Consider the following 25,637-nt stretch of genomic DNA (forward strand, 5'->3'; position numbering starts at 1 on the left):
ATAATTATAGGCTGGCAGTGAGGTTTCGACCCGAATGGACAAACCAGACAAGCAAGCGCGCCGCGCGGCCCGTAAACAACAACCCTTGACCGAAGACGAACGGAAGGCTCGCCGGCGGGCGAAGCGCAATTTGCGCCACGCCGAAGCCATGGGATTCCTGAAGGGTGTCACGGCCATGTTGAAGCCCGGCGACCTGGCGCTGGATTGTGGGGCCAACGTGGGGGTAGTGTCGTCGCTGTTGGCCGAGACGGGTGCTGACGTAATCAGCTATGAACCTGATCCCTATGCCTTTGCCCAATTGAACGCCGCATTGGGGGACAGGCAGAATGTGCAGCTTGTCAATGCTGCCGTCGGCGCAAGCTCTGGTACCGTGCGCCTGATGAGAGCTTCCAACTTCGATGACGATAAAAAGAGTGCATCGGTCAAAAGCACCATCGTTGATGGTGGCCGTATGATTGCTGCGGAAAATTATGTAGACGTAAAGTTACTGGATTTCTTGGCAATACTGAGTGACGAAATTGAAAACCGCGGTGAAATTGCATTTGTGAAAATGGATATTGAAGGGGCCGAACTTGATTTGCTCGAGGCGATGGATGCCGCCGACTTGATCAAGGATATCCGCTGTCTGGTGGTTGAAACTCACGAGCGCAAATTCGCAGAGCTTCGGCCACGGTTTCGTGCGTTGCGCGAGGCATTTTCCAAAAAATACCCCGTGCGTCAGGTCAACCTTGACTGGATATAGAATGGCTACCTGACCAATTCGGCGTCACCCTTTACGCAATCCGGTTTCGACCAGCATGCCTCTGCGCTTGGCTTCGTAGTAATAACCGCGTGCGTACCATTTTATCGCTGTGGCATGATCACCTTCCGCCAGCAGCCACGCGCCACGCAGATATTTGACACCGTATTTAAGGTTGATATCCGGGTCCAGCAAATCGCCCGTATCGCCTCTGAACCCCATACCGCGAGCGGTGGCAGGAAGGATTTGCAGCAACCCGTAATAGGGCCCGTTGCGGGCATGCGGGTTGTGAGTGCTTTCCCGAATTGCGAGCCGGTGCACCAAAGGTCGCGGCACATCGTAGAAGTCTGCCCATTTGTTGATCAGGCGGCGCAGTTCGGGGGTTTCGTTGGGGTGCAAAGGTATCCTTGGGGCAGCAACAAATGCTTGCTGCGGAAGGTCAGAGGCGCTTGCACAGGCGGCAAGGGTCGGGGTGCTCACCAGCATCTGACACATAATACGTCGGGTAAAGACTTTCATATGAAGCTCGTTTTGTTGGCTTCCAGGACCCTACACAGTGAACGACGCAGGACAATATTGTTGGTAAAGGGTGGGCATGCTGCCGCTTAGCGCCACTGAGAATGAGCGTAGAATCGCAAACGGTCGGATTCCGACGTCCATGTTTTCGTAGACAAATGATGAAATTTTATAGCGACAAACTCGCTTTTGACGCTGGAAAGCGATTCTTGCCAATGTCTGGGCCGAAAATCGGCGGGTCGAAAGGTCAGGTTTACGTTTGGAAGTGGCGAGATACGCACCCCGTCGCGAAAAAGAAAAACGCCGCCCCAAATGATTTGGAGCGGCGCTTTGATCTTGAGTTGGTCGATCAGGCTTTGGCGTCGTCGTCTTGCGCGCCTGCAGCCTCGGACCGATCGTCGTCGTCGTCATCGGACGCGGCAGAGCCGATATCGTCAAACAATTCAGAGATCTCGAACTCGGCAGCAGCTTCTTCTTCTGCGGCCAGTTCCTGGATGGATTTGCCAGCAGCCTGAAGCTCGGCCTCTTCAGGGGAACGCGCAACGTTCAGCTGAATTGTCGCTTCGACTTCGGGGTGCAGGATGACGTTAACGTTATGCAGGCCCAGATCTTTGATCGGGCTACCCAGTACGACCTGCTTACGGTCGACTGTGAAGCCTTCGGCTGTTGCAGCTTCGGCCGCGTCACGTGTCGTAACCGACCCGTAAAGAGCACCCGAATCAGAAGCGGAGCGAATGATGATGAACTGCTGACCGTTCAGCTTGTCCGCCATTGCTTCGGCTTCTTTTTTGGTCTCGAGGTTTTGTGCCTCAAGCTGAGCTTTCTGACCTTCAAAGGCTTCGATGTTGGCTTTGGAAGCCGACAGCGCTTTGCCTTGGGGCAGCAGGAAGTTGCGTGCGTAGCCGGGTTTTACGTCCACGACTTCGCCCATTTGGCCAAGCTTGGCCACACGTTCCAGAAGGATAACTTGCATGTGCTTTCTCCTTACTTGACGGCGTAGGGCAGCAAGGCGAGGAAGCGGGCGCGTTTGATGGCACGGGCCAATTCACGCTGCTTTTTCGCAGAAACTGCTGTGATACGGGATGGAACGATCTTGCCGCGCTCAGAGATGTAGCGTTGCAGCAGACGTGTGTCTTTGTAATCGATCGCCGGTGCGTTGTCGCCCGAGAAGGGGCAGACTTTACGACGGCGGAAAAATGGTTTTGCAGCCATGGTTTATGTCCTTTCTGTCAAGCTGATGATCAACGACGTTCGCGGCGTTCGCCACGCTCGGGACGTTCGTCACGTTTCTGCATCTGAACCGACGGCAGCTCTTTGTGCTCATCAACTTTGATGGTCAGAACGCGCATCACGTCATCATGCAAACGCATCAGGCGTTCCATTTCCTGAACGGCGGTCGCAGGTGCGTCCGAACGCAGGAAGGCATAGTGGCCCTTGCGGTTTTTGTTGATCTTGTAGGCCATCGTTTTGACGCCCCAGTATTCGCTGTCGACGAGCTTGCCGTCGTTGTCAGCCAAAACTGTGCCGAAATGTTCGATAAGGCCTTCTGCTTGCGTGTTGGACAAATCCTGACGCGCAATCATAACATGCTCATAAAGCGGCATGTGCACTCCTATTTCTATCAAGGCGCATTTCATAGGTAGGGCAAGAACGTTTTGCGGCCCCACCACGAGAGACTGCGCGGTTCATGAATTGATGCAAAACGAACCGCTCATATACAGGGTTTCCACAGTTGAGCAATAGGCAACCCGTGTTTTGAAAAATCGATGCCTGTCATAGGTTCGACGTTGTCCGACCTTTGACAAGCCTCCGCCGCGTTTAAGTCAAAATTGCCCGCTACCACAGAACGTACCAGGGAGGGTGTGCACAATCTGTAGGGTAAGGAAATGACGGTAACATCCGATTTTATGACCAGCGGCCAGATCCGTTTATCAACAGGTGGTACGGTAAGCGGTACACGATCGATACTTCGGTTGATGCAACGGTTGGTAGGTGTGTCGTTGTTGATGGCGTCCTCCGGCCTGTGGTTGGCACCCGGTGCGAACTGGAACAATGAAGTGATGCTCATGAAGATGGCGCTTTCCGCCATCTCATTGCTTGTCGGAGTTTGGCTGATTTTATCAGGTCAGAAGCCCGCCGCACCGGAAATCCAGATCGACACGGTGCGACGCGAAGTGCGGCTGGTGCGTCCCGGTCCCTTGGGTGCAGACCTGTTGCTGCAAAAATGCCGGTTCTCTGATCTGAGCAAGGTCAAACGAGAGGATCGGGTGCTGATGTTTTGGGATGAAAAGGGTGACTTCATCGCAGACGTGTACATCGGGCATCAAAGCGTCATGGATGTCCTGATATCTGGCTTGCTTGATTCCGGCCAAGCGGTCTGATTCAGTTGCGACGCTTCAACACGCCTGCTGCCCCGGTGTTCAATCCCGCGCACTAACTGTTGAACGCTATTGGGTTGCCGCGCACGGGATTTGCTTCATGGTGTTGCAGTGATTAATACCAACTGGAGTTTTACATGAATATTAAGCCTGTCGTACTCGCCGCTGCCCTTGCCTTGGGGGCCAGCCCATCTTTTGCCGCCGAGAAATACGTTCTTGATCCGGGCCATAGCCAGATTGTTTTCACTTACAATCACCTCGGGTTCTCGACCACCACTTCAATGTTCAGCGGTTTCGATGGCGAAATCATGCTGGATGAAGCCGAACCCGCGAATTCGTCGGTGTCGGTTTCATTTCCCGTGATGGACATGATCACCGGTTGGGACCCGCGCAGCGAACATTTTATGAGCCCGGATTTCTTTGGAGCCAAGGAAGGGGATATGGTTACTTTCAAATCGACCGGGATCGAGGTTACGGGCGATAAAACCGGATTGATCACGGGCGATTTGACGCTGAACGGCGTTACCAAGTCTGTCGTTCTCGATGCCAAGCTAAACCAGATGGGCGAGCATCCGATGGCGAATAAGCCTTGGGCGGGGTTCGACGCGACAACTACAGTCAGCCGCACGGACTATAATCTGGGCAAGTTTGCTCCCTTCATTGGTGACGAAGTAAAGATAAACATTTCTGTTGAAGCGATGAAGGCGGAATAAACCTCGATCACCACCTTGCAAGCAGAAACGCCGGGAAATCTTCCCGGCGTTTCCCTTGCGAGAGGTCACCGCGAGTTTTTTGTACCTCAGCCGACCGATATGGATCGGCACACCGTCAGCTTGACCTTTGGAAAGGTCGTCGCGGGGCGAAAAGGGGGAAGCCGGATGCTGCGCAATGTTTGCAATGGTGGATAGGTTAGCGGCAGAGGACGAGCCAAAAACACGTCAGCCCGGTTCGCGCGCAGCCGTCAACGCGATGTTTAGCTGTACTTCATACGCCAAGGTGCCTGCATCTGTAACTGTCTCACCGATACCAAAATCACGTCGATCCAATGATAGAGTGCCATGCACTTGCGCGGTGTTTTTCTGAAGCGCCAGGGTGAAGGGCAAAACCACGGGCACGGTGAGGTCTTTTACCGTCAGCGCACCTTGGGCGGTGTACCCGTCTGACCCTGCTATAATGTCTGCGGTAAACGTTGCGGTTGGAAACGTCGCCGCGTTGAAAAAATCTGCCCCCAACGCCTGAGAGGTGACTGACCCCAACGTCAGCGAGGCGATGGAAATGGTGGTCTGGACCTCACCCGCCTTACCGGTTTCCACAGAATCGTCGAAAGATATCGACGAGGTCCAGTCGGTAAAGCTTCCCTCGACTGGTGATCCGAACGCAGTGACCTTAAGACCGATCGTCCCCTCTTGTACCTGCCACTCAGACGCGACGGTGTTCAGTGGCACCGAAGAGCTAACGAGCGAAGTGGATTGATCGGCTTTCGCACCGGTAAATCCCAATGCCAGCCCTAGAAGAATGGTAGCGGCCCAAGCGGCTGTAGCTGTCAACGCGGGCGCGGCGCTGTGATATTGAGCTGGCAGCGGGCCTAGCGTCGGGGTGCCGGGCAGCATGCGCCGCAAGGTCGCGTCACGGTCGATCACATGGTGCTTCATCGCTCCGAGAAAGTGCAGGATCACCGCGCCGATCAATACATTGCCCGCGACCTCGTGCACCGTGGCAAAGATATGTTCGACTGTGGGGTTCTTAGGTATGAACGGTAAACCTTGGCCGAACGGCCACCAGATGGGGGCAAATCCCGATGCGGCGGCATGGGCGATCCAGCCTGCTAACGGTACGATGACCAATGATCCGTACAACACCCAGTGCGTGGTTTCCGCAAGCCAGCTTTCCCACCTGTGACCGGCGTTCAACGAGCCTGGTCGAGGTTGGAAAAACGCCCAGGATATTCTGGCCAAAGCAGCAAGGAACGCTGTGACGCCCAAGGTTTTGTGCAGCGAAAAATACCATGCCTTTGCGCTAAGTTCGGCCTGGGTGTCAAAAGGCAGGTCTTCGGCATAAAGCCCAAGAACGATCAGGGTGATAATCAGCAGGGCAATGAACCAGTGAAAAAATTTGGTAACCGCACCATAACGAATTGCGGTATTGTGAAGAGACATGAAGGGGCTCCGAAAATTGCTGCACCTGATACTTAGCGCACAGACCGGGTGGCACAAATGCCGATACGCGCACATCCTGCGTGCAGGCTTGTTTGCACCGCACCCACACGTTAAAGCCCATGAAACGAAAAATCGGGAGACCTTATGACCATCGCATTCGTATATCCGGGCCAAGGTGCGCAGACCATCGGTATGGGACGTGACCTGGCAGACGCCTATCCCGCAGCCAAGGCCGTCTTTGACGAGGTGGACGAGGCATTGGGCGAAAAGCTGTCAACGCTTATCTGGGAGGGAGACACCGAGGAGCTCACCCTTACACAGAATGCGCAGCCTGCTCTTATGGCGACCTCAATGGCTGCGATGGCCGCGATGAAGTCCGAGGGAATCACACTGGACCGCGCGGCCTATGTCGCGGGTCATTCGCTGGGTGAATATGCGGCCCTTTGTGCCGCGGGTACATTTTCGCTGGCTGACACCGCGCGGTTGCTGCGCATACGTGGCCGCGCGATGCAGTCGGCTGTTCCGGTGGGGCAGGGTGCGATGGCCGCGCTTTTGGGGCTTAGCTTTGAGCAAGCCGAAACAGTTGCCGCGCAAGCTGGTCAGGGTGATGTGTGCCAGGTCGCCAACCAAAATGACCCGGCGCAAAATGTCGTGTCCGGCAGCAAGGCCGCCGTTGAGCGCGCGATTGATCTGGCCAAGGCTGCCGGAGCGAAACGCGCCTTGCTGTTGCCGGTGTCGGCACCGTTCCACTGCGCGCTTATGGCCCCGGCCGCTGAAGAAATGGCCAACGCGCTGGCAGAGGTCGACATGCAGGCCCCGGCGGTGCCTGTCGTTGCCAACGTCATCGCCAAGGCGGTCAGTGATCCGGCCGAGATCCGCGAGTTGCTGATCAAACAGGTCACTGGCCAAGTACGTTGGATGTCGTCGATTGAATGGATGTCGGGGCAGGGCGTCACTGAAATATGGGAAATCGGAGCAGGCAAGGCATTATCGGGTATGATCCGACGGATCGACAAGAACCTCGCCACGGTAAACATCGGGACTGCGGCGGATGTCGCCGCGATGAAACCAGCCTGAATCCTCGAGATAAAAGGAACATCAAATGTTTGATTTAACAGGTAAAATGGCGCTTATAACCGGTGCATCCGGCGGCATAGGTGCCGAAATTGCGCGCGCTCTTCACGCTCAAGGGGCGACTGTGGGATTGTCTGGGACCCGGACAGAACCCTTGGAGAGCCTTAAAGCGGAGCTGGGAGAGCGGGCGCATGTGCTTGCCTGCAACCTGAGCGACATGGAGGCGGTCGAGGCGCTACCGAAACAGGCGATCGAAGCAATGGGATCGGTTGATATTCTGGTCAACAATGCCGGCATCACACGTGACAACCTGTTCATGCGCATGTCGGATGACGAATGGAATTCGGTGATGGATGTCAATCTTACCGCGACGTTCAAGCTGTGCAAAGGTGTGATGCGCGGGATGATGAAGGCGCGTTGGGGCCGGATTGTAAATATCTCAAGCGTCGTCGGGGCAACTGGAAACCCCGGGCAGGCCAACTATGCCGCGTCCAAGGCGGGTATGATCGGTATGTCGAAATCCCTGGCTTACGAAGTTGCAAGCCGCGGGATCACAGTGAATGCTGTTGCACCGGGTTTTATCACCACAGCGATGACCGATAAGTTGACCGACGATCAGAAATCGGGAATCATGGCGCAGATTCCTGCCGGCCGGATGGGCAATGCTGCCGAGATCGCTTCAGCGGTCGTATATCTTTCGAGTGCAGAAGCTTCTTATGTCACAGGAACAACCTTGCATGTGAACGGTGGTATGGCCATGTTGTGACCCTGTGCCGCAAAGCGTTTGCCAAACTTGTGTCTTATGCTAAAGGAAGCGCAGATTCCACGACAGGGAGGCTTGATTGCTACCCTTACCTTGTGACAACAAGGACCATAGCCGCCCTTCGGGGCACGATCCAGACAGACCGGTAACGGTTTTGAACGGAAACAGAAGAGGGCGCTGTAGCCCGAATGAATGAGGACAGAATATGAGCGACGTCGCAGAACGCGTTAAGAAGATCGTTGTAGAACACTTGGGTGTTGAAGAAGACAAAGTTGTTGAGAACGCTTCGTTCATCGACGATCTGGGCGCAGACAGCCTCGACACGGTTGAACTGGTCATGGCGTTCGAAGAAGAGTTCGGCATCGAGATCCCCGATGATGCGGCTGAAAACATTCAGACCTTCGGCGACGCAGTCAAGTTTATCAAAGAAGCGTCCTAATACGCTTGGCTGACCAGCCCCTTTCGGGGTTGATCGGCGCATTAATTCTTAAACGGCGTGCTTTCTTAGCGAAAGCACGCCGTTTTTTTATTCTGCGTATCGTTCGTACTTGTCTCAACCCGCGCGGGTAGGCGACAATGGGCCAGGCAGAAATTCAAGCGTGAAGGTAATTCACCCGATGTCACGAGCTGTACCAACCATCAACACCGCCAGGCTGACGCTTAGGGGGATGCGATCTGAAGATTTTTCCAGATACGCCGAGATCTGGGCAATGCCTGAAGTGGTTTGCCATGAGGCCGCCGCACCCAAGCGGAAGGCGCAATCTTGGGAAGCTTTCCTGCAAAATGCTGGCCACTGGCAAATTGTTGGCTTTGGGCAGTGGGCGATACAGCCACGGGGCACCCGCGAGATGGATGGCCAGACGGGCTTTTTCTTCGGTTCGCGCGGGTTTGGTGATGATTTCGATCCATTCCCCGAAGCTGGTTGGGCCCTGACTTTGGAGGCGCAGGGAAAAGGTTTGGGTTTCGAGGCCGCGAGCGCCGCGCATGATTGGTTTGACAGAGTGGTCACAGGACGAACAGTTTGCATGATTTCGGTGCAAAACGAGGCGTCACTGCGCTTGGCCGCGAATCTTGGTTACAAGCCGATGCGCGAAGTTGATTCCGACGGTGGCAGGGTTTGTTTGATGGCGCGCAAGGGGCCGCCCATCTGATCCACGTCAGGGCGCTTCGCGACTTGAAATTCACGGTCTCAACAAGGTATAGCCGGTCAACGCAAAGAAACACCAAGGGGCTTGGATATGCGCAGAGTAGTTGTGACAGGTTTGGGATTGGTGACTCCGTTGGCTGATGGAGTCGAGGCAAGCTGGTCCAGAATTCTGGATGGGCAGTCGGGCGCAGGCCCCATCACGGGATTTGATGCAAGCAGATTGGTGACGCAGTACGCGTGCGAGGTTCCGCTTGGCGACGGTACCGACGGCACGTTCGACGCCAACAAGTATATGGAGCCCAAAGAACAACGTAAGGTTGATACGTTCATTCTCTTCGGTATGGCCGCGGCCCAGCAGGCGGTCGAGGATTCGGGGTGGATGCCGACGGATCGCGAAGATCTGGACCGCACCGGCGTTCTGATCGGATCGGGTATCGGTGGATTGAATTCGATCGCGAATACCGCAGTGATGATGCACGAAAAAGGACCGCGCCGGGTCAGCCCGTTCTTTGTCCCTGGTGCGCTGATCAACCTGATTTCAGGCCAGGTATCGATTCGCTATGGGTTTCGCGGGCCAAACCATTCGGTTGTCACGGCGTGTTCGACCGGTGCACATGCGATCGGCGATGCAAGCCGCCTGATCATGCATGGCGATGCGGATGTGATGATTGCCGGCGGTGCCGAGGCCGCGATTTGCGAGATCGGCATAGCCGGTTTCAACGCCTGCAAGGCTTTGTCCACCAAGCGCGGCGATGATCCGAAGAAGGCCAGCCGCCCCTATGACGCAGACCGTGATGGCTTCGTGATGGGCGAGGGGGCCGGTATTGTTGTTTTGGAAGAGTATGAACACGCCAAGGCACGCGGCGCCAAGATCTATGCCGAAGTACTGGGCTATGGTCTGTCGGGCGATGCCTATCACATCACGGCCCCTGCCGAAGATGGCGACGGGGCCGAAAGATCCATGCGCAGCGCGTTGCGTGGCGCCGGGCTTGAACCGAAAGATATCGATTACATCAACGCGCACGGTACCTCGACCATGGCAGATGTGATCGAACTGGCCGCTGTGGAGCGGATGCTTGGTGATGCCGTCGACGGGGTGACCATGTCTTCGACGAAATCGGCGACGGGGCACTTGCTAGGAGCGGCCGGAGCCATCGAGGCGATCTTTTCGATATTGGCGATCCGTGATCAGGTCGCGCCCCCTACGATCAACCTGGATAACCCCGCGGTTGAGACCAAGATCGATCTTGCCCCCAACAAGAAGGTGGAACGCAAGATTGAGGTGGCGCTGAGCAATTCGTTTGGTTTCGGCGGCACCAATGCCAGCGTGATATTTGGGAAAGCTTCCTAATGTGGCGCCACATAGCGTCTAACGCGGTTACATTTCTGATCGTGGCATTGTTCTTGCTGGGTGGCGTGATCATGTGGGGCCGCGGGCAATACAGTGCCCCTGGTCCGCTTACCCAAGCGATTTGTCTACAGGTGGAACGCGGGTCGAATATGCGCACCGTCGGGGATAACCTCGTTGCTCAAGACGCAGTTACCTCTGCTTCGATTTTTCGCATCGGTGCCGAATATCAAAACAAAACCCGTGCGCTCAAGGCCGGCAGCTTTCTGATCCCCCCCGATGCGTCTATGCAGGAAATCGTGGATACCGTAACACGCGGAGGGGCCAGCACCTGTGGCACCGAGGTTGTTTACCGGATCGGCGTAAACCGCATCAGCACCCAAGTACGCGAACTGGATCCGGCGACCAACCGGTTTGAAGAGCGTGCCGAATTCACGCCTGGCGTCGACGAAGTGCCTGAAGTTTATACCAGAACCAAAGCGCAGGCCGATACGCGTTTTCGTATTGCCATGGCGGAAGGTGTGACAAGTTGGCAGGTCGTTGAAGGGCTGAAAGCCATCGATATGCTGACCGGGACTGTAGCTGAGGTACCGGCCGAGGGTATACTTGCCCCAGACAGCTATGAGGTCACCGAGGGCGAGGACCGCAATGAAGTGATTTCGTTGATGATAGCGTCGCAGGAAAAGCGGTTGGCAGCGGCATGGGACGCTCGCGACCCCGGATTGCCTGTGGAATCGCCAGAGGAACTGTTGATCCTCGCGTCGATCATAGAAAAAGAAACCGGTGTTCCGGAAGAACGCGAACAGGTGGCAAGTGTTTTCGTGAACCGCCTGAACCAGGGAATGCGCCTGCAAACGGACCCCACGGTTATCTATGGCATCACCAAGGGCCAAGGGGTGCTGGGGCGTGGGCTTAGGCGGAGTGAATTACGCGGTGAGACACCCTTTAACACCTATGTCATTCCCGGGCTGCCACCCGCGCCAATTGCCAACCCAGGACGTGCCAGCCTGATGGCGGCTGCGCAACCGGCGAAAGAGGACTTCGTCTTTTTCGTTGCAGACGGCACCGGTGGCCATGCATTCGCCGTAACGTTGGAACAGCATAATGCCAACGTCGCGCGCTGGCGCAAGATAGAAGCCGAGCGTGGCGCGGAAGCTGCGGGCAATGCTTCGACCGGGGGAAACTGAGGCGCGTCTGCACCCCTGTTTCTTAATCATTTATTAAGTATCGTAAGGGGTTGTAAGGTTTAGTTAACCCAATAATTCTTGACTTTGCGTACGTTCCAGCGTACAACTATAGGCATGCTAGACGAGATGGGCAAACGGCCCCGGATTAAATTCCGGTGGCCGTTTTTCGTTTGCGCTCGGTTTGGAATTACCAAACGAGAGGTCAGAGCAACAATGACAATGATTACTCCGGAACAGGAGATTGCGACCAGCGAAGAGCATTTCAAAGCGCTTCAGATTGCAATCCGCGACCTGCGTCGTGAAATCGAGAGCCTGAGAGAACAGGCCAGATCCGGGGAGGACATAAACGAAACTGCGGCGTCGAAAGCACTGGGTAAAGCCAGCGGCATGGTGGCGACCTGCGTAAAAGTGGAGACCTATCTAAGTGACTGTAGAAACAGACAAGCGGGCATTGCTCGGGGCGGATATGCGCTCGACCTTGACCGGGCGCGGGCTGACATTGGGTGCAAACTGGATCGGCTCCGCCGATGTTGCGGTGCAAGACCGGTTCTTAAGTGAGTTGGACGAGGGAGAGCTTATGGCTCTCCCTTTTTTGTTCGAGTTCTGGGCCATGCCGCATCAACTGCCGCCAAAAGGCGATTGGCGATCATGGGTGACTATGGGCGGTCGCGGGGCGGGCAAGACGCGCGCGGGCGCGGAATGGGTGCGCGCGCAGGTCGAAGGGGCGCGGCCCTTGGATGCGGGGCGCTGTCGCCGTGTGGCGTTGGTGGGAGAGACCATCGAGCAGGTGCGCGAGGTGATGATCTTTGGCGACAGCGGGATATTGGCGTGCTCGCCTGCGGATCGGCGACCGGATTGGGAGGCGACGCGCAAGCGGTTGGTCTGGCCAAACGGGGCGGTGGCGACGGTGCACACAGCGCACGACCCCGAAGGGCTGCGCGGGCCGCAGTTTGATGCCGCCTGGGTGGGCGAACTGGCCAAGTGGAAGAAGGCCGAAGAGACGTGGGACCAATTGCAGTTCGCCTTGCGGTTGGGGGATGATCCGCGGGTGTGCGTGACTACGACACCGCGCAATGTCGGCGTGCTGAAAAAGCTGCTGGCGTCACCGTCGACCGTGACCACCCATGCCCCGACCGAGGCGAACGCTGCAAATCTGGCGGGGTCATTTTTGGAGGAAGTACGCGCACGGTATCGCGGGACGCGGCTGGGGCGGCAGGAGCTGGATGGTGTGCTGCTGGCCGATGCCGAGGGGGCGCTGTGGACATCCGAGCGGATCGAGGCGGGGCGGGTGCGGGATGTGCCCTTGCTGGACCGGATCGTCGTGGGGCTGGACCCTGCCACCACCGCCGGCGCGGGGTCGGATGAATGCGGGATCGTGGTGGTGGGCGCGCAGACGCAAGGCCCGCCGCAGGATTGGCGCGCCGTCGTGCTGGCAGACTGTACGGTGCAGGGGGCGACTCCGTCGGGGTGGGCACGCGCAGCGATCAGCGCGATGGAGCAGTACGGCGCAGACCGGTTGGTCGCCGAGGTTAACCAAGGTGGGCAGATGGTCGTAGAGGTTCTGCGCCAGGTCGACCCGTTGGTGCCGGTCAAATCGGTCCACGCCAGCCGTGGCAAGGTTGCGCGAGCGGAGCCTGTGGCCGCGCTTTATGAGCAGGGGCGTGTGGGCCATGTGCCGGGACTGGACGCGCTGGAGGACCAGATGTGCAGGATGACAGCGCGAGGATTTGAGGGGACTGGGTCGCCTGACCGCGTCGATGCGCTGGTCTGGGCGCTGCACGAGTTGATGATCGAACCGGCAGCTCAGTGGCGGATGCCGGGGGTGCGTAGGCTTTGACCCGCGGCGCACGAGGCAGAGCGGCCCTTCGGGGAGAGTTTGTGCGGCAAAATGAAAACTGTGTTGCGGAACGGGCGACCGGTACGGTCCGAGGTTCTTAAGAGGTTGGTGAAATTATGATCGGGTGGCCAAGGAGCAGGGGAGAGCGGCGGAATGGTTTTTGATTTTTTAAAACGGGGAGCGGTTGCTGATGTGCCTGAGCAGAAGGTTTCGGCCACTGGACCGGTTGTGGCGTATCATACCAGCGGGCGCGTAGCCTGGAGCCCGCGCGATGTGGCCAGCCTGACGCGCACGGGATTTTGCGGAAATCCGGTGGGGTTCAGGTCGGTGAAGCTGATTGCGGAAGCGGCGGCGGCATTGCCGTTGGTTCTGCAGGATGCCACGCAACGTTTTGAAACGCACCCTGTATTGAGTTTGGTCGAGCGTCCCAACGGGGCGCAGGGGCGCGCCGAGTTGCTGGAGGCGCTATATGCGCAGATGTTGTTGACCGGCAACGGTTATATCGAGGCCGCGGGCGGAGATGGTCAGTTGCCTTTTGAACTGCATGTGTTGCGATCCGATCGCATGTCGGTGGTACCAGGGGCCGACGGGTGGCCGGTTGCCTATGAATATGCCGTGGGCGGACGCAAGCACCGGTTCGATGTCAGCAGGGCCGAGGTGCCGGTCTGTCATATCAAGAATTTTCACCCGCAGGACGACCATTATGGATTTAGTCCGATGCAAGCGGCGGCAATGGCAATGGATGTGCACACGTCAGCGTCGCGCTGGAGCAAGGCGTTGCTGGACAATGCCGCTCGGCCATCGGGGGCGATTGTGTATCGCGGTGCGGAGGGGCAGGGCAAGCTGAGCGACGATCAATATGACCGTCTTGTGACCGAAATGGAGAGCCATCATCAAGGTGCCCGTAACGCCGGGCGCCCGATGCTGCTGGAAGGCGGGCTTGATTGGAAACCGATGGGGTTTTCGCCGTCGGATATGGAATTTCACCAGACCAAGGAGGCGGCGGCGCGAGAGATCGCGCTGGCCTTCGGGGTTCCGCCGATGCTGCTGGGGATCGCGGGGGATGCGACCTATGCCAATTATCAGGAGGCGCATCGGGCGTTCTACCGGCTGACGGTCCTGCCTTTAGCCACGCGGGTTGCGGCGGCGCTTGGTGCGTGGCTGGCGGGGTTCACGCATGAGGCGGTGACGTTGAAGCCCGATCTGGATCAGGTGCCCGCCCTGGCGCAGGAGCGTGACGCGCAATGGGCGCGGGTGGCAGGGGCGGATTTCCTGACGCAGGCGGAAAAGCGGTCTTTGTTGGGGCTGCCAGCGGTGGCGGCGGATGGTTGAGGAGATGGGATATGACCGGTTTGAATGTGCGCCGGGGTTGCGGTTGCAGGCGCATGAGAGGGTGAGCGCGATCCACCACGAGAACCTTTTGCAGCGGCTCGACCGGCTGGAAGAGATGATGGAGCGGCTGGAGCGGCGGTTGTGGTTGACCGTCTATGGTGTGGTCGCGGTGATTTTGGCGCAGGCGGTACAGTCGTTTCTGGTGGTCGCGCCGTAGCAAATTGAACGCAAGGGAGGGTGTCATGGAAGATGGCATGCGCTTCGGCCTCGGGTCGGAGAACGGGAGAGGTTTGCCCCACATGGGCGGCGGGTTGGAGCATAAGTTCGCACATTTCGACGCGGGGCTTGTGGTGGAGGGCGGTACCGAAATCAGCGGCTACGCCAGCCTGTTCGGGCGGGTCGATCAGGGTGGTGATCTGGTGGCACGGGGGGCTTATGGCGCGTCACTGGCGGCGGCGCAGGCCGCGGGGCGGCGCATCAAGATGCTGTGGCAGCATGATCCGGCACAGCCCATCGGCGTGTGGGACGAGATGCGCGAGGACGCGCGGGGGCTTTGGGTCAAGGGGCGGTTGCTGGACAGTGTGGCGCGGGGACGCGAGGCGGCGGCCTTGATCGAGGCAGGAGCGATCGACGGTCTGAGCATTGGCTATCGCACGCAGCGGGCGGCCAAGAATGACGCGGGCCAACGGGTGCTGCAAACGCTGGACCTGTGGGAGGTGTCGCTGGTGACCTTTCCCATGCTCCCCACTGCGCGGATTGCGGCCAAGGGGGATTTCATCGGCGTCGGAGAAATCTTGCTCGGGGTGGCCGGTGTCTTTGACGAGGCACGGCAGAATTTAAACCGGAACGGAGGCTGATCGGATGGAGCGGATGGTGGATGACATGGGCGATGAGCCAAGTGGCGCGGTAGTGGAGATACGCCGCGCTGTCGGTGATTTTGTTCATGATTTCAAAGGATTTCAGGACGATATGACGACCAAGTTGCAACAAACAGAAGAGCGAATGACTATGTTGGATCGAAAGATGACTTTGCCCGCGCGCACGCCTTTGGCTGGGGCTGTGGACGGTGGTGCACCCCATCAAAAAGCGATGAACGCCTATATCCGCAACGGTGACGATGATGGCCTGCGCGGGCTTGAGCTGGAGAGCAAGGCGCTGTCGGCTGCGGTAAATTCGGATGGTGGCTATCTGGTGGACCCGCAGACCTCGGATCGGGTGAAGTCGGTGTTGAATGCCACGGCCTCTATCCGGGCGATTGCATCGGTGGTGCAGGTCGAGGCGACCTCTTACGACGTGCTGGTGGATCATGCGGATGTCGGGGCCGGTTGGGCGACAGAAACGGGGGCCGTGTCAGAGACCGATACGCCGCAGATCGACCGGATTACCATCCCGCTGCACGAGCTGAGCGCGCTGCCCAAAGCCTCGCAGCGGTTGCTGGATGACAGTGCCTTTGACATCGAAGCGTGGCTGGCCGGGCGGATCGCCGACAAATTCTCGCGGGCCGAAGCAGCGGCCTTTATCCACGGGGACGGGATCGACAAGCCCAAGGGGTTTCTGGCCCATGCTACGGTCGACAATGTGATCTGGGAGTGGGGCAATCTGGGCTATGTGCCCACCGGTGTCGCAGGCGAGATCACGGCGGATGCGGTGGTTGATCTGGTCTATGCGCTTGGGGCGCAGTACCGCGCGCAGGCGAGTTTTGTGATGAGTTCGAAGACCGCGGGGATCGTGCGCAAGCTCAAGGATCTGGACGGGCGGTTTTTGTGGTCTGACGGGATGACGCAGGGCCAGCCCGCGCGGCTGATGGGCTATCCGGTGCTGGTGGCCGAGGACATGCCCGATGTGGCGGCGGATTCATTCTCGGTCGCCTTCGGGGATTTTGCCGCCGGTTACACCGTAGCAGAGCGGCCCGACTTGCGGATCCTGCGCGATCCCTTCAGCGCCAAACCTCACGTGCTTTTCTACGCGACCAAGCGCGTCGGGGGCGACGTGAGTGACTTTGCCGCGATTAAGCTTTTGAAATTCGGCACCGCTTAAAGCGAGGTCGAACACGGGGTCAGGGCAACCTGGCCCCGGCTCGGACGCGTGCCAAAGGATAGGGTGCATTGTCTAGCTGCCCCCTCCGACCGAGCGATGCAGCCGGGGCGTGTCCGGGTTCCAAAAGGGGCTGGGACGAATGGGATGATTGGAGATCTCGATGATGTTGATCGAAGAAACCGGTGTGGCGGATACCACTCTGCCGGTAGACGTGTTCAAGGCGCATCTGCGGATGGGTAGTGGCTTTGGCAACGAGACGTTGCAGGATGAAGTATTGGTCAGCTTTCTGCGGGCCGCCGTCGCCGCAGTCGAGGCACGCACCGGTAAGGCTTTGATAAGGCGCAGTTTCAGCTGGTCTTTGTCGTCGTGGCGGAATGAATGTGCCCAACACTTTCCCATCGCACCGGTGCACTCTGTCGACAGCGTAACGATAAAAAGCGCGGATGGGGTCGAAACCCTCGTCGACGCGCAAATGTATTGGTTGGACCGCGACATGCAGCGTCCGGCGCTGCGTACAACCGGCGCGGCGCTGGCGTCTATCCCTCGGTTTGGGATGGTAACGATCGGGTTCGAGGCCGGGTTGGGTTCGGACTGGTCGCAAGTGCCGGCCGATTTGCAGCAGGCAGTGTTTTTGCTCGCGGCGCATTACTACGAGTTTCGGCATGAGACCACGCTGAGCGATGGGTGCATGCCTTTTGGCGTCAGCAGCTTGATTGAACGCTATCGGCCGATGCGCCTTGGCATGGGGATCGGCGGATGAGTGTTGTTGAGTTGAACCGAAAGCTCGTGCTGGAAAAGCCCGCCCGTCAGGCGGATGGAGCAGGTGGCTATGAGCAGAGTTGGGTACCAGTAGGCGTACTATGGGCTCATGTCGCCGCCCGAACCGGCCGAGAAGCCGTTCAGGGCGGCGTGTTGGTCAGCCGGGTGGATTTTGTGATCACGGTTCGCGGTGCCCCGGCGGGGAATGCTGCCCGGCCGGTACCGCAACAGCGCTTTCGCGAGGGATCAAGGGTGTTTCACATCAAATCTGTCGCTGAACGGGACACGCAAGGACGTTACCTGATCTGTCGCGTCAAAGAGGAGACAGTGGTATGAGCTTTGCCCTATCCGCTCCTTTGCAGCAGGCCGTTTATGCAGCCCTTGGCGACGATCCTGTTCTGGCTGGGCTTGTAGGCACGGCAATTTTCGACGCTGCGCCAACAGGTGTGCTGCCTCCCGTTTATGTTCAACTGGGCGGCGAAACCGTGCGTGATGCATCGGATGCGTCGGGAAGCGGAGCGATACATTGGTTTGACATTACCGTGGTGAGCACCGAGCCAGGATTTGCTGTCGCCAAACGCGTGGCAGGAGCCGTCAGCGATGTGCTCAACGACGGTGAGCTGACGTTGAACAGGGGCCAGTTGATCAGTCTCAGCTTCGACCGAGCGACCGCCAGGTCAGTCGGAGCCCAACAATTGCGTCGGGTCGATATGCGGTTCCGGGCACGGGTGCAGGACGATTAAACTATGTGTTTTCAGACAGATACAGGAGATTAGATATGGCTGTTCAAGCAGGTAAAGACTTATTGATCAAGGTGGACATGACGAGCGATGGTCAATTCGAGACCATAGCGGGACTTCGGGCGACGCGGGTCTCCTTTAACGCCGAGCCGGTTGAAGTGACGTCGCTGGATAGTGACGGCGGATGGCGCGAGCTTCTTGCCGGAGCGGGGGTAAGGTCGGCAGCGATCAGCGGCTCCGGGGTGTTTCGTGACGCCGGTACGGACGAAAGAGCACGTCAGCTGTTTTTCGATGGGCTGACGCCGGATTTCCAGATTGTAATACCCAGCTTTGGGATCATCCAGGGACCGTTCCAAGTCGCCTCGATTGATTATGGGGGCGCGTTGAACGGCGAGGCGACCTATGAGCTGAGCCTACAGTCCGCCGGTCAGCTGAACTTTACACCTGACATCGCTGAACCGGTGGTTTGAGCAGATGGTTAACAAATGGCGCGGTGATGTAGCTTTGGTAATCGATGGGCGAGCACATGTTGCGCGGCTCACGCTCGGGGCATTGGTAGAGCTCGAGGATGCGCTGAAACAGCCATCTCTGGTAGCTTTGGTGGAGCGGTTCGAAGCTAACCGGTTTTCGAGCCGCGATGTCCTTTGCTTACTTACAGCCGGTCTTCGGGCTGGCGGAGCGGATTTTACGGAAACGTCGTTAGCCCAAGCTTCGATTGAGGGCGGACCGATGGCTGCTGCCCGTGCCGCCGCTGAGCTGTTGGCGCGGGCTTTTTCGGTTCCTTCATGACATCCGGCAAGGGGATCAATTGGCCGGTGCTGATGCGCGCGGGGTTAAACGGCTTGGGGATGACGCCAGACGCATTCTGGCGACTGACCCCAGCGGAACTGCAACTGATGATAGGGCCAAGCCATGCACAAGTACCGTTGTTGAATGATGGTCTGGCGCAACTGATGGCAGCCTATCCCGATGAGAAGAGAGGAAATTGCGATGCAGGATGAAGAATCCTTCGAAACGTTAGGAAGCGGTGCCGAAAAGCTTAATGCAACGCTGGAAGATACAAGTTTGCTGGTCGAGGGGTTTGACCGGGAACTAGGCCGTATGCGTTCGGCATTGGCGGCTACTGGAAAAGACATCAATACCCTTGAAAAAGGCCTGAGCCGCGGCTTGCGAAGGGCTTTTGAAGGGGTTGCTTTCGATGGGAAGAACCTGTCCGACGCACTGACAACTGTCGCTAGATCCTTGGCCAACACGACGTTCAACGCGGCGATAAAACCCGTGAGTGATCAGTTTGGCGGACTGGTCAGCCAAGGGGTGGGGGCTTTGGTGCAGGGCATTTTGCCTTTTGCCAACGGAGCAGCGTTTTCTCAGGGAAAGGTAATGCCGTTCGCTCAGGGCGGGATTGTCAGCACAGCGACAGGCTTTGGGATGCGCGGGGGCATGGGGTTAATGGGGGAAGCCGGTCCAGAAGCCATCATGCCATTGGCCCGTGGCCCAGACGGCAAATTGGGTGTGAGAAGCGGTGGCGGTGGCGCGACAACGGTCGTCATGAATATCTCGACACCGGATGTGCAGGGATTTCAGCGGAGTCAAAGCCAGATCGCAGCGCAGATGAGCCGCGCGCTCTCCAACGGCAATCGCAATCGATAAAAGGAATGTGCCGGTGAATTTTCATGATGTTAGATTTCCGCCAAGCCTTAGTTTCGGCGCACTCGGAGGACCGCAACGCCGCACCGACGTGGTGACCCTTGCCAATGGGTTTGAAGAACGCAACACGCCTTGGGCGCATTCTCGTCGGGTATACGATGCCGGCTTGGGGATGAGATCTATCGACGATGTCCAGGCTCTTACTGCGTTTTTCGAAGCGCGGTATGGGCAGATGTATGGGTTTCGCTGGAAGGACTGGGCGGACTTCAAGTCCTGTAGGTCGTCGGAGGGTGTCGCGTTTGAGGACCAGATGTTGGGCGTGGGCGACGGGCTGCGAAACGACTATCAGTTGGTAAAGACCTATCGTTCCGGTGGACACAGCTATGCGCGACCGGTCACCAAACCGGTCGAGGGAACGGTGCGCGTCGGAATTGCGCAAGATGAACTGCAAGAAGGCGTGGATTATGAGGTTGATACGTCTACCGGAATGATCCGTTTTGCCCACGCTCCCGACCCGGATATGCCAGTCTCGGCGGGGTACGAGTTTGACGTGCCGGTGCGTTTCGACACCGACCGCATATTGGTCAGTGTGGCGAGTTTTCAGGCGGGGCAAGTGCCGAATGTTCCGGTGATCGAGGTGCGGATATGATTGGAAATATGGATGATGGTCTGGCCGCACACCTAAAGACCGGCCTGACGACCCTTTGCCACGCATGGGCAATCCGACGACGCGATGGGGCTGAACTGACATTTACCGATCATGATGCCCCGCTTAGCTTTGGTGGGCTGGAGTTTACGCCAGATCGGGGCTTAAACGTGCGTGCCTTGTCGCACTCCACCGGGTTGTCGGTAAACAATACAGAGGCGATGGGAGCGCTAAGCCACTTTGCCATACGCGAAGATGAGATCGAACAAGGGCGGTTTGACGGGGCCGACGTTTCCTGTTGGCGGGTGAACTGGACCGATGTCGCCCAACGAACTTTAATCTTTCGTGGGACGATCGGAGAAATTCAACGCGCAGGCGGCGTGTTTCGTGCCGAATTGCGCGGGCTGACCGAAGCACTGAACCGGCCAATGGGTCGAATATTTCAAAAGCCATGCACTGCTGTGTTGGGTGATGGAGCCTGCGGGTTTGACGTCGCGACTTCGGGATATATTCAGTTTGCCACGGTTCAATCACATGAAGACGGCCGCGTATTCCGGTGGGATGACTTGCCGGGTTTTGAAGTTGGTTGGTTCACGCGTGGCAGGGTCGATGTGACTGACGGGCCAGCCAAGGGGTTGTGGGGAATGATCAAGCATGACCGCGTTCTTGACGGGCAACGCGAGATAGAACTATGGGAGCCAATCCGCGGCGCAATTGAACAAGGCGTCGGTATTCGGCTCAGTGCGGGCTGTGACAAACGAATGACCACATGCCGACTGAAATTCAATAACCTGCTGAACTTTCAGGGGTTTCCAGACATCCCGAGTGACGATTGGATGATGGCGACGCCTCAGCCTTCGGGTACTAACACAGGAGGATCCATGCGATGACGCTCCGTCAAGATCTGATTGTGAGATCGGCAAGAAGCTGGATTGGTACGCCCTACGTCCACCAGAGCGCGACCAAAGGTGCGGGATGTGATTGCCTGGGCTTGCTGCGCGGCATCTGGCGCGAGGTAGTGGGAGCTGAGCCGGAAATGATCCCTGCCTATTCAAAGGACTGGTCTGAACCACAGGGAGAGGAGAGATTGTGGCAGGCGGCAAGCCGGCATCTGCGCCCCAAGGGTTTCAATGTTGAAGATGTAGGTGACGTGCTGCTGTTTCGTATGCGCAGCGGTTCTGTGGCAAAGCATCTCGGTGTGGCTTCACGGGTCGGATCAGCTGCGGGATTTATCCACGCGTATAGTGGTCACGGAGTAGTGGAGAGCCCGCTGGGTGTCTCTTGGCGACGCAGGCTTGTCGCGCGTTTCGAATTCCCGAGAGAGGCGATCTGATGGCGACGATACTATTATCTACAGCGGGTGCTGCGGTCGGCGGGTCCTTGGGTGGCACCGTCGCAGGGTTATCTTCGGTCGCGGTAGGGCGCGCATTTGGTGCCACCCTTGGCCGCGTGATGGATCAGCGATTGCTGGGACAAGGCGCAGAAGCGGTGGAAACCGGCAAGGTTGATCGTTTTCGTCTGACCCAAGCCGGAGAAGGCTCCCCGATTCCTCAGCTTTATGGTCGTATGCGTGTCGGGGGCCAGGTGATTTGGGCGTCGGACTTTGCGCAGACCACGACGGTATCGGGTGGCGGAGGCAAGGGGGCACCAGCTACGCCGCGAACGACCAAGTACTCGTATTCTTTAAGCGTGGCAATTGCGCTGTGCGAAGGGGAAATTACAGGTATCAGCCGCATCTGGGCCGATGGCGCATTGGTGGCAGAACGTGACCTGAACATGAGCGTTTATTACGGTACGCGCGATCAGTTGCCCGATCCGACCATCTCGGCCATTGAAGGGGCCGACAATGTACCTGCTTACAGGGGGACCGCCTATGTGGTTATGGAAAACCTTGCGTTGGGACAGTTTGGCAATCGGGTCCCGCAGTTTTCTTTCGAGGTGACGCGCCCAGAGGCCACCGATGCAGCAGATACCGTGGAAAGTGTTACTCAGGCGGTTAATGGGGTCGCCCTGATTCCAGGAACCGGCGAATACGCGTTGGCGACAACGCCGGTTCATTACGCCGATCATAACGGTGCCCGCTGGAGCGCAAATGTAACGACCCCTGCGGGGAAAACTGACTTTGCGGCATCAGTGGACAATCTGGTTGATGAGTTTCCCAAGCTCAAGGCGGCATCGTTGGTGGTTTCGTGGTTTGGCAATGACTTGCGCTGTGGCCAGTGCGATGTACGCCCCAAGGTCGAGAGTTCTGCGATAGAGGCGGAAAACATGCCTTGGCAAGTATCCGATCTGACACGACCCGAGGCGGAGGTTATCGCCCGTGAGGAGGACCGCCCGGTTTATGGCGGCACACCTACCGATGCCTCGGTGGTCGAGGCCATCCAAGCGATGTCCGCCGCTGGCAAGGCGGTAATGTTCTACCCATTTATTCTTATGGATCAGCTTGATAACAACGTATTACCCGATCCTTATACTGATGCCACGTCGCAAGCCAAATTGCCGTGGCGTGGCCGGATTACGTTGTCCAAGGCCCCGGGAAGGGCAGGTAGCCCAGATCGCACCTCGGTCGCCGATGAAGAAGTCGCCGCCTTTTTCGGGTCCGTCAAAGCAGCGGATTTCGATGTCACATCAGGACAGGTACACTACTCGGGTCCCGATGAATGGACGTTCTCGAGATTTATATTGCATTACGCCGCGCTTTGCGCGGTCGCTGGTGGGGTAGATGCGTTCTGTATCGGTACCGAAATGCGCGGCTTGACGCAGATCCGCGGTGCCAACGATGGGTTTCCGGCTGTATCTGCGTTACGATCGTTGGCTGCCGAAGCGCGGGCGCTATTGGGAAGCACCACCAAGATCAGTTATGCGGCGGACTGGTCCGAGTATTTTGGATATCAACCACAAGACGGAAACAACGACCGGTATTTCCATCTCGATCCTCTTTGGGCCGATGCCAACATCGATTTCATCGGTATCGACAACTACATGCCGGTTTCCGACTGGCGCGATGGGCACGATCACTTGGACGCCCAGACGTGGGATACGATCTATAATCTTGGTTATCTGCAATCGAACATGGAGGGAGGTGAAGGATTTGACTGGTTCTATCATTCCCCCGAAGCGCGGGCCGCACAAATTCGCACACCAATAACCGACGAAGATGCAGATGAGGCATGGATCTATAGATACAAGGATATTCGTAGTTGGTGGGCATCTACACACCACGAACGCGTCAATGGGCAGAGATCGGATACTAAAACCGCGTGGATACCTGAATCGAAACCGGTCTGGTTTACTGAATACGGATGCGCCGCGATAGACAAAGGCACCAACCAGCCAAACAAGTTTCTTGATCTCAAAAGTTCGGAAAGCAGCTTGCCGCGCTATTCGACCGGCGCACGCGACGACCTGATCCAGATGCAATATTTGCAGGCCTTCAACGCCTATTGGAACGATCCCAGCCACAATCCTGTTTCCGCGGAATACGGCGGTCCGATGATTGATATGTCTCGGGCATTTGTTTGGGCGTGGGATGCACGTCCCTATCCCTATTTTCCCAACAACGACGTGCTATGGAGCGACGGGTCGAGTTATGCGCGCGGGCATTGGCTAAATGGGCGCAGTTCCTCGTATCCGCTTTCTTCGCTGGTGGGGGAAATCTGCCGCGATGCCGGTGTGTTGGCTTACGACACATCGCGTCTGTATGGGTATGTTCGCGGATATGTCGTTGACCAAATCAGCGACGCGCGCGCCAGTCTTCAGCCGTTGATGCTACGGTTTGGGTTCGACGCGGTAGAGCGCGACGGCTGTCTTGTGTTTGTAATGCGTGACAGGCCGGGGTTTGTGCGCCTTGATCCTCGGACACTGGCCGTCAGCGATGAACTTGGCGGTACTACCGAACAAGCGCGCGAGACCGATGCCGAAATCGCGGGGCGTGTAAGGTTGCGGTTTGTGCAAGCGGACGGCAACTTTGACACCATCGCAGAGGAAGCGGTTTTAGCGGACGACGCAACGCATTCGGTTGTGGCTTCCGAACTGAACATGTCCTTGACCCGCACCGAAGGCCGACAGATTCTGGAGCGGTGGTTGGCGGAAGCCCGTATGTCACGCGAATCCTTACGCCTTGCCTTGCCCCCGTCGCAGATGGAATTGGGTGCCGGCGACGTGGTTGAACTGCCTGCCGAGGACGGCGAGCGCGATGGCCTGTACCGAATTGATCGGGTGGAGCAGGGCGAGATGCAGATTGTCGAGGCGGTACGGATTGAGCCGACGATTTATGAAACGGCATCGTTCGCCGATGAACTGGCGAAGATCCAGCCCTTTACCGCGCCTGTTCCGGTTACCGCAGTGTTTCTGGATCTGCCCTTGCTGCGCGGCGATGAAACCCCTTATGCTCCATATATCGCGGCATCGGCGACGCCTTGGCCCGGGAGCGTCGCGGTATATCAATCAAGCGGCACATCCGGCTTTGGGTTGAATTCTATACTGCCTATTGGTGCGACGATGGGAACTACCGAAACCGAGCTTGTCGCGGCGCGACCGGGTGTATTCGATCATGGTGACGGGCTTCAAGTCAGGTTGAACAGTGGGCAACTGGAAAGCGTCGATGAAACGTCTTTGATGAATGGAATGAATTTGGCCGCGATCGGTGACGGGTCGGCGGACCAGTGGGAGATTTTCCAGTTCGAACAGGCGGAGTTGGTTGCCCCGAACACTTACCGGCTGTCGAAAAGGCTGAGAGGTCAGGCCGGGACGGATGCATTGATGCCTCCGGTGTGGCCACAGGGATCTCGATTTGTTCTGCTCAATGACGTACCTGTGCAGATAACATCAAGCCCCAACCTGCGTCGGGTCGAACAGCAATACCGCATCGGTCCTGCGACACGTTCATATGACGATCCATCCTATATTCAGTTGGGCGCGGCTTTTGAGGGAAACGGTCTGCGCCCCCTGCGCCCCTGTCATTTACGTGCCCGTGTGCAGACGGAAGACGTAATCTTCAACTGGATACGGCGCACAAGGGTTGGGGGCGACAGTTGGGACAGTTTTGAAGTACCCTTGGCCGAAGAGAATGAACGATACATCATTCGACTTCTGCAAGATGGTAAGGTTCTCCGTGAAGCGATCACCACGGACCCTGAATGGCGATACGAAGCGGAGACACGACAGTCGGATGGCATAGCAGGGGCTTTCGAGATGAGCGTAGCCCAGGTTTCAGCGAGTTATGGACCCGGACCGCCCGCGCTGATCAGTGTGTCTTTTTGAAGCTGCGCGTGGCTAACTCCAAGCAAAACAACAATTTAAGAAATTTATCAACAATCGGGGGATGTTTGC

Annotated in this window: 30 protein-coding genes; 25 read left to right on the top strand and 5 right to left on the bottom strand. The window is 57.6% G+C overall.

The window, feature by feature from the left end; genetic code table 11:
* Positions 1-34: 34 nt before the first annotated feature.
* Complete coding sequence (locus tag AC13DE_RS03800; protein ID WP_446313035.1) at positions 35-742, top strand: FkbM family methyltransferase; 708 nt, start codon at positions 35-37, stop codon at positions 740-742.
* 24 nt (positions 743-766) lie between these two features.
* Here AC13DE_RS03800 and AC13DE_RS03805 read toward each other — a convergent pair whose 3' ends face one another.
* From AC13DE_RS03805 to rpsF, 4 genes are all read right to left on the bottom strand, one after another.
* Complete coding sequence (locus AC13DE_RS03805; RefSeq protein ID WP_446296705.1) at positions 767-1,258, bottom strand: transglycosylase SLT domain-containing protein; 492 nt, start codon at positions 1,256-1,258, stop codon at positions 767-769.
* A 346-nt stretch (positions 1,259-1,604) separates the two neighbouring features.
* Positions 1,605-2,228 (bottom strand): 50S ribosomal protein L9, encoded by a 624-nt coding sequence (rplI, locus tag AC13DE_RS03810; RefSeq protein WP_483047102.1) that lies wholly within the window; start codon positions 2,226-2,228, stop codon positions 1,605-1,607.
* Between the two features lie 11 nt (positions 2,229-2,239).
* Entirely contained in the window at positions 2,240-2,467 is a 228-nt protein-coding gene (gene rpsR, locus AC13DE_RS03815; RefSeq protein WP_005852865.1) for a 30S ribosomal protein S18, read from the bottom strand.
* Between the two features lie 29 nt (positions 2,468-2,496).
* On the bottom strand, positions 2,497-2,859 hold the full coding sequence (gene rpsF, locus AC13DE_RS03820) for a 30S ribosomal protein S6 (protein ID WP_005852867.1): 363 nt from the start codon (positions 2,857-2,859) through the stop codon (positions 2,497-2,499).
* Positions 2,860-3,141: 282 nt separating this feature from the next.
* Here rpsF and AC13DE_RS03825 point away from each other — a divergent pair, with 282 nt between their 5' ends.
* Both AC13DE_RS03825 and AC13DE_RS03830 read left to right on the top strand, forming a co-directional pair.
* A complete protein-coding gene (locus AC13DE_RS03825) occupies positions 3,142-3,636 on the top strand; it encodes a hypothetical protein (RefSeq protein WP_483047103.1) in 495 nt (164 codons plus the stop codon).
* A 134-nt stretch (positions 3,637-3,770) separates the two neighbouring features.
* A complete protein-coding gene (locus AC13DE_RS03830; RefSeq protein WP_446313038.1) occupies positions 3,771-4,346 on the top strand; it encodes a YceI family protein in 576 nt (191 codons plus the stop codon).
* Between the two features lie 225 nt (positions 4,347-4,571).
* Here AC13DE_RS03830 and AC13DE_RS03835 read toward each other — a convergent pair whose 3' ends face one another.
* Positions 4,572-5,789, bottom strand: coding sequence for a cytochrome b/b6 domain-containing protein (locus AC13DE_RS03835; protein WP_483047104.1), 1,218 nt, complete (start codon positions 5,787-5,789; stop codon positions 4,572-4,574).
* A gap of 144 nt (positions 5,790-5,933) precedes the next feature.
* Between AC13DE_RS03835 and fabD the strand changes: the two genes are divergently transcribed.
* The 22 genes from fabD to AC13DE_RS03945 all read left to right on the top strand — a co-directional run bounded on the left by fabD (position 5,934) and on the right by AC13DE_RS03945 (position 25,568).
* Positions 5,934-6,866: an ACP S-malonyltransferase gene (gene fabD, locus AC13DE_RS03840; RefSeq protein WP_446296032.1), complete on the top strand. Its 933-nt coding sequence runs from the start codon at positions 5,934-5,936 to the stop codon at positions 6,864-6,866.
* Positions 6,867-6,891: 25 nt separating this feature from the next.
* Positions 6,892-7,629: a 3-oxoacyl-[acyl-carrier-protein] reductase gene (gene fabG, locus AC13DE_RS03845; RefSeq protein ID WP_483047105.1), complete on the top strand. Its 738-nt coding sequence runs from the start codon at positions 6,892-6,894 to the stop codon at positions 7,627-7,629.
* A 202-nt stretch (positions 7,630-7,831) separates the two neighbouring features.
* Positions 7,832-8,065, top strand: a complete 234-nt coding sequence (locus AC13DE_RS03850) for an acyl carrier protein (protein ID WP_093914756.1) — start codon at positions 7,832-7,834, stop codon at positions 8,063-8,065.
* A gap of 178 nt (positions 8,066-8,243) precedes the next feature.
* The gene (locus tag AC13DE_RS03855; RefSeq protein WP_446296030.1) at positions 8,244-8,777 is read left to right on the top strand and encodes a GNAT family N-acetyltransferase; all 534 of its coding nucleotides are present in this window, start codon (positions 8,244-8,246) and stop codon (positions 8,775-8,777) included.
* An 87-nt stretch (positions 8,778-8,864) separates the two neighbouring features.
* Entirely contained in the window at positions 8,865-10,124 is a 1,260-nt protein-coding gene (fabF, locus tag AC13DE_RS03860) for a beta-ketoacyl-ACP synthase II (protein WP_446313042.1), read from the top strand.
* The gene (gene mltG, locus AC13DE_RS03865) at positions 10,124-11,308 is read left to right on the top strand and encodes an endolytic transglycosylase MltG (RefSeq protein ID WP_446313043.1); all 1,185 of its coding nucleotides are present in this window, start codon (positions 10,124-10,126) and stop codon (positions 11,306-11,308) included. The genes fabF and mltG overlap by 1 nt, the downstream gene beginning before the upstream one ends.
* A 466-nt stretch (positions 11,309-11,774) precedes the next feature.
* Complete coding sequence (locus AC13DE_RS03870; RefSeq protein ID WP_483047150.1) at positions 11,775-13,145, top strand: DNA-packaging protein; 1,371 nt, start codon at positions 11,775-11,777, stop codon at positions 13,143-13,145.
* Positions 13,146-13,298: 153 nt separating this feature from the next.
* Complete coding sequence (locus tag AC13DE_RS03875) at positions 13,299-14,477, top strand: phage portal protein (RefSeq protein WP_483047106.1); 1,179 nt, start codon at positions 13,299-13,301, stop codon at positions 14,475-14,477.
* Positions 14,470-14,694, top strand: coding sequence for a GTA head formation protein, RCAP_rcc01685 family (locus tag AC13DE_RS03880; RefSeq protein WP_005852894.1), 225 nt, complete (start codon positions 14,470-14,472; stop codon positions 14,692-14,694). The genes AC13DE_RS03875 and AC13DE_RS03880 overlap by 8 nt, the downstream gene beginning before the upstream one ends.
* Positions 14,695-14,719: 25 nt before the next feature.
* Positions 14,720-15,334 carry an HK97 family phage prohead protease gene (locus AC13DE_RS03885; protein WP_483047107.1) on the top strand — a complete coding sequence of 205 codons (615 nt, stop codon included), beginning with the start codon at positions 14,720-14,722 and terminating at the stop codon, positions 15,332-15,334.
* 25 nt (positions 15,335-15,359) lie between these two features.
* Positions 15,360-16,514 carry a phage major capsid protein gene (locus AC13DE_RS03890; protein WP_483047151.1) on the top strand — a complete coding sequence of 385 codons (1,155 nt, stop codon included), beginning with the start codon at positions 15,360-15,362 and terminating at the stop codon, positions 16,512-16,514.
* 160 nt (positions 16,515-16,674) lie between these two features.
* Entirely contained in the window at positions 16,675-17,274 is a 600-nt protein-coding gene (locus AC13DE_RS03895) for a head-tail connector protein (RefSeq protein WP_483047108.1), read from the top strand.
* The gene (locus AC13DE_RS03900) at positions 17,271-17,609 is read left to right on the top strand and encodes a head-tail adaptor protein (RefSeq protein WP_483047109.1); all 339 of its coding nucleotides are present in this window, start codon (positions 17,271-17,273) and stop codon (positions 17,607-17,609) included. The genes AC13DE_RS03895 and AC13DE_RS03900 overlap by 4 nt, the downstream gene beginning before the upstream one ends.
* Positions 17,606-18,016 (top strand): DUF3168 domain-containing protein, encoded by a 411-nt coding sequence (locus AC13DE_RS03905; RefSeq protein WP_483047110.1) that lies wholly within the window; start codon positions 17,606-17,608, stop codon positions 18,014-18,016. The genes AC13DE_RS03900 and AC13DE_RS03905 overlap by 4 nt, the downstream gene beginning before the upstream one ends.
* A 35-nt stretch (positions 18,017-18,051) precedes the next feature.
* The gene (locus AC13DE_RS03910; RefSeq protein ID WP_446297003.1) at positions 18,052-18,483 is read left to right on the top strand and encodes a phage major tail protein, TP901-1 family; all 432 of its coding nucleotides are present in this window, start codon (positions 18,052-18,054) and stop codon (positions 18,481-18,483) included.
* Positions 18,484-18,487: 4 nt separating this feature from the next.
* Positions 18,488-18,802, top strand: coding sequence for a gene transfer agent family protein (locus tag AC13DE_RS03915; RefSeq protein ID WP_446313052.1), 315 nt, complete (start codon positions 18,488-18,490; stop codon positions 18,800-18,802).
* Positions 18,799-19,014 (top strand): rcc01693 family protein, encoded by a 216-nt coding sequence (locus AC13DE_RS03920; RefSeq protein WP_483047111.1) that lies wholly within the window; start codon positions 18,799-18,801, stop codon positions 19,012-19,014. The genes AC13DE_RS03915 and AC13DE_RS03920 overlap by 4 nt, the downstream gene beginning before the upstream one ends.
* Positions 19,004-19,663: a phage tail tape measure protein gene (locus tag AC13DE_RS03925; protein WP_483047112.1), complete on the top strand. Its 660-nt coding sequence runs from the start codon at positions 19,004-19,006 to the stop codon at positions 19,661-19,663. The genes AC13DE_RS03920 and AC13DE_RS03925 overlap by 11 nt, the downstream gene beginning before the upstream one ends.
* Before the next feature lie 13 nt (positions 19,664-19,676).
* On the top strand, positions 19,677-20,309 hold the full coding sequence (locus AC13DE_RS03930) for a phage distal tail protein, Rcc01695 family (RefSeq protein ID WP_483047113.1): 633 nt from the start codon (positions 19,677-19,679) through the stop codon (positions 20,307-20,309).
* A complete protein-coding gene (locus AC13DE_RS03935; RefSeq protein ID WP_483047152.1) occupies positions 20,309-21,196 on the top strand; it encodes a DUF2163 domain-containing protein in 888 nt (295 codons plus the stop codon). Before AC13DE_RS03930 ends, AC13DE_RS03935 begins: the two co-directional genes overlap by 1 nt.
* A complete protein-coding gene (locus AC13DE_RS03940; RefSeq protein ID WP_446297009.1) occupies positions 21,193-21,639 on the top strand; it encodes a C40 family peptidase in 447 nt (148 codons plus the stop codon). Before AC13DE_RS03935 ends, AC13DE_RS03940 begins: the two co-directional genes overlap by 4 nt.
* On the top strand, positions 21,639-25,568 hold the full coding sequence (locus tag AC13DE_RS03945; protein WP_483047114.1) for a baseplate multidomain protein megatron: 3,930 nt from the start codon (positions 21,639-21,641) through the stop codon (positions 25,566-25,568). The genes AC13DE_RS03940 and AC13DE_RS03945 overlap by 1 nt, the downstream gene beginning before the upstream one ends.
* Positions 25,569-25,637 lie beyond the last annotated feature (69 nt).

The sequence above is a fragment of the Sulfitobacter sp. L-8 genome (assembly GCF_056859255.1).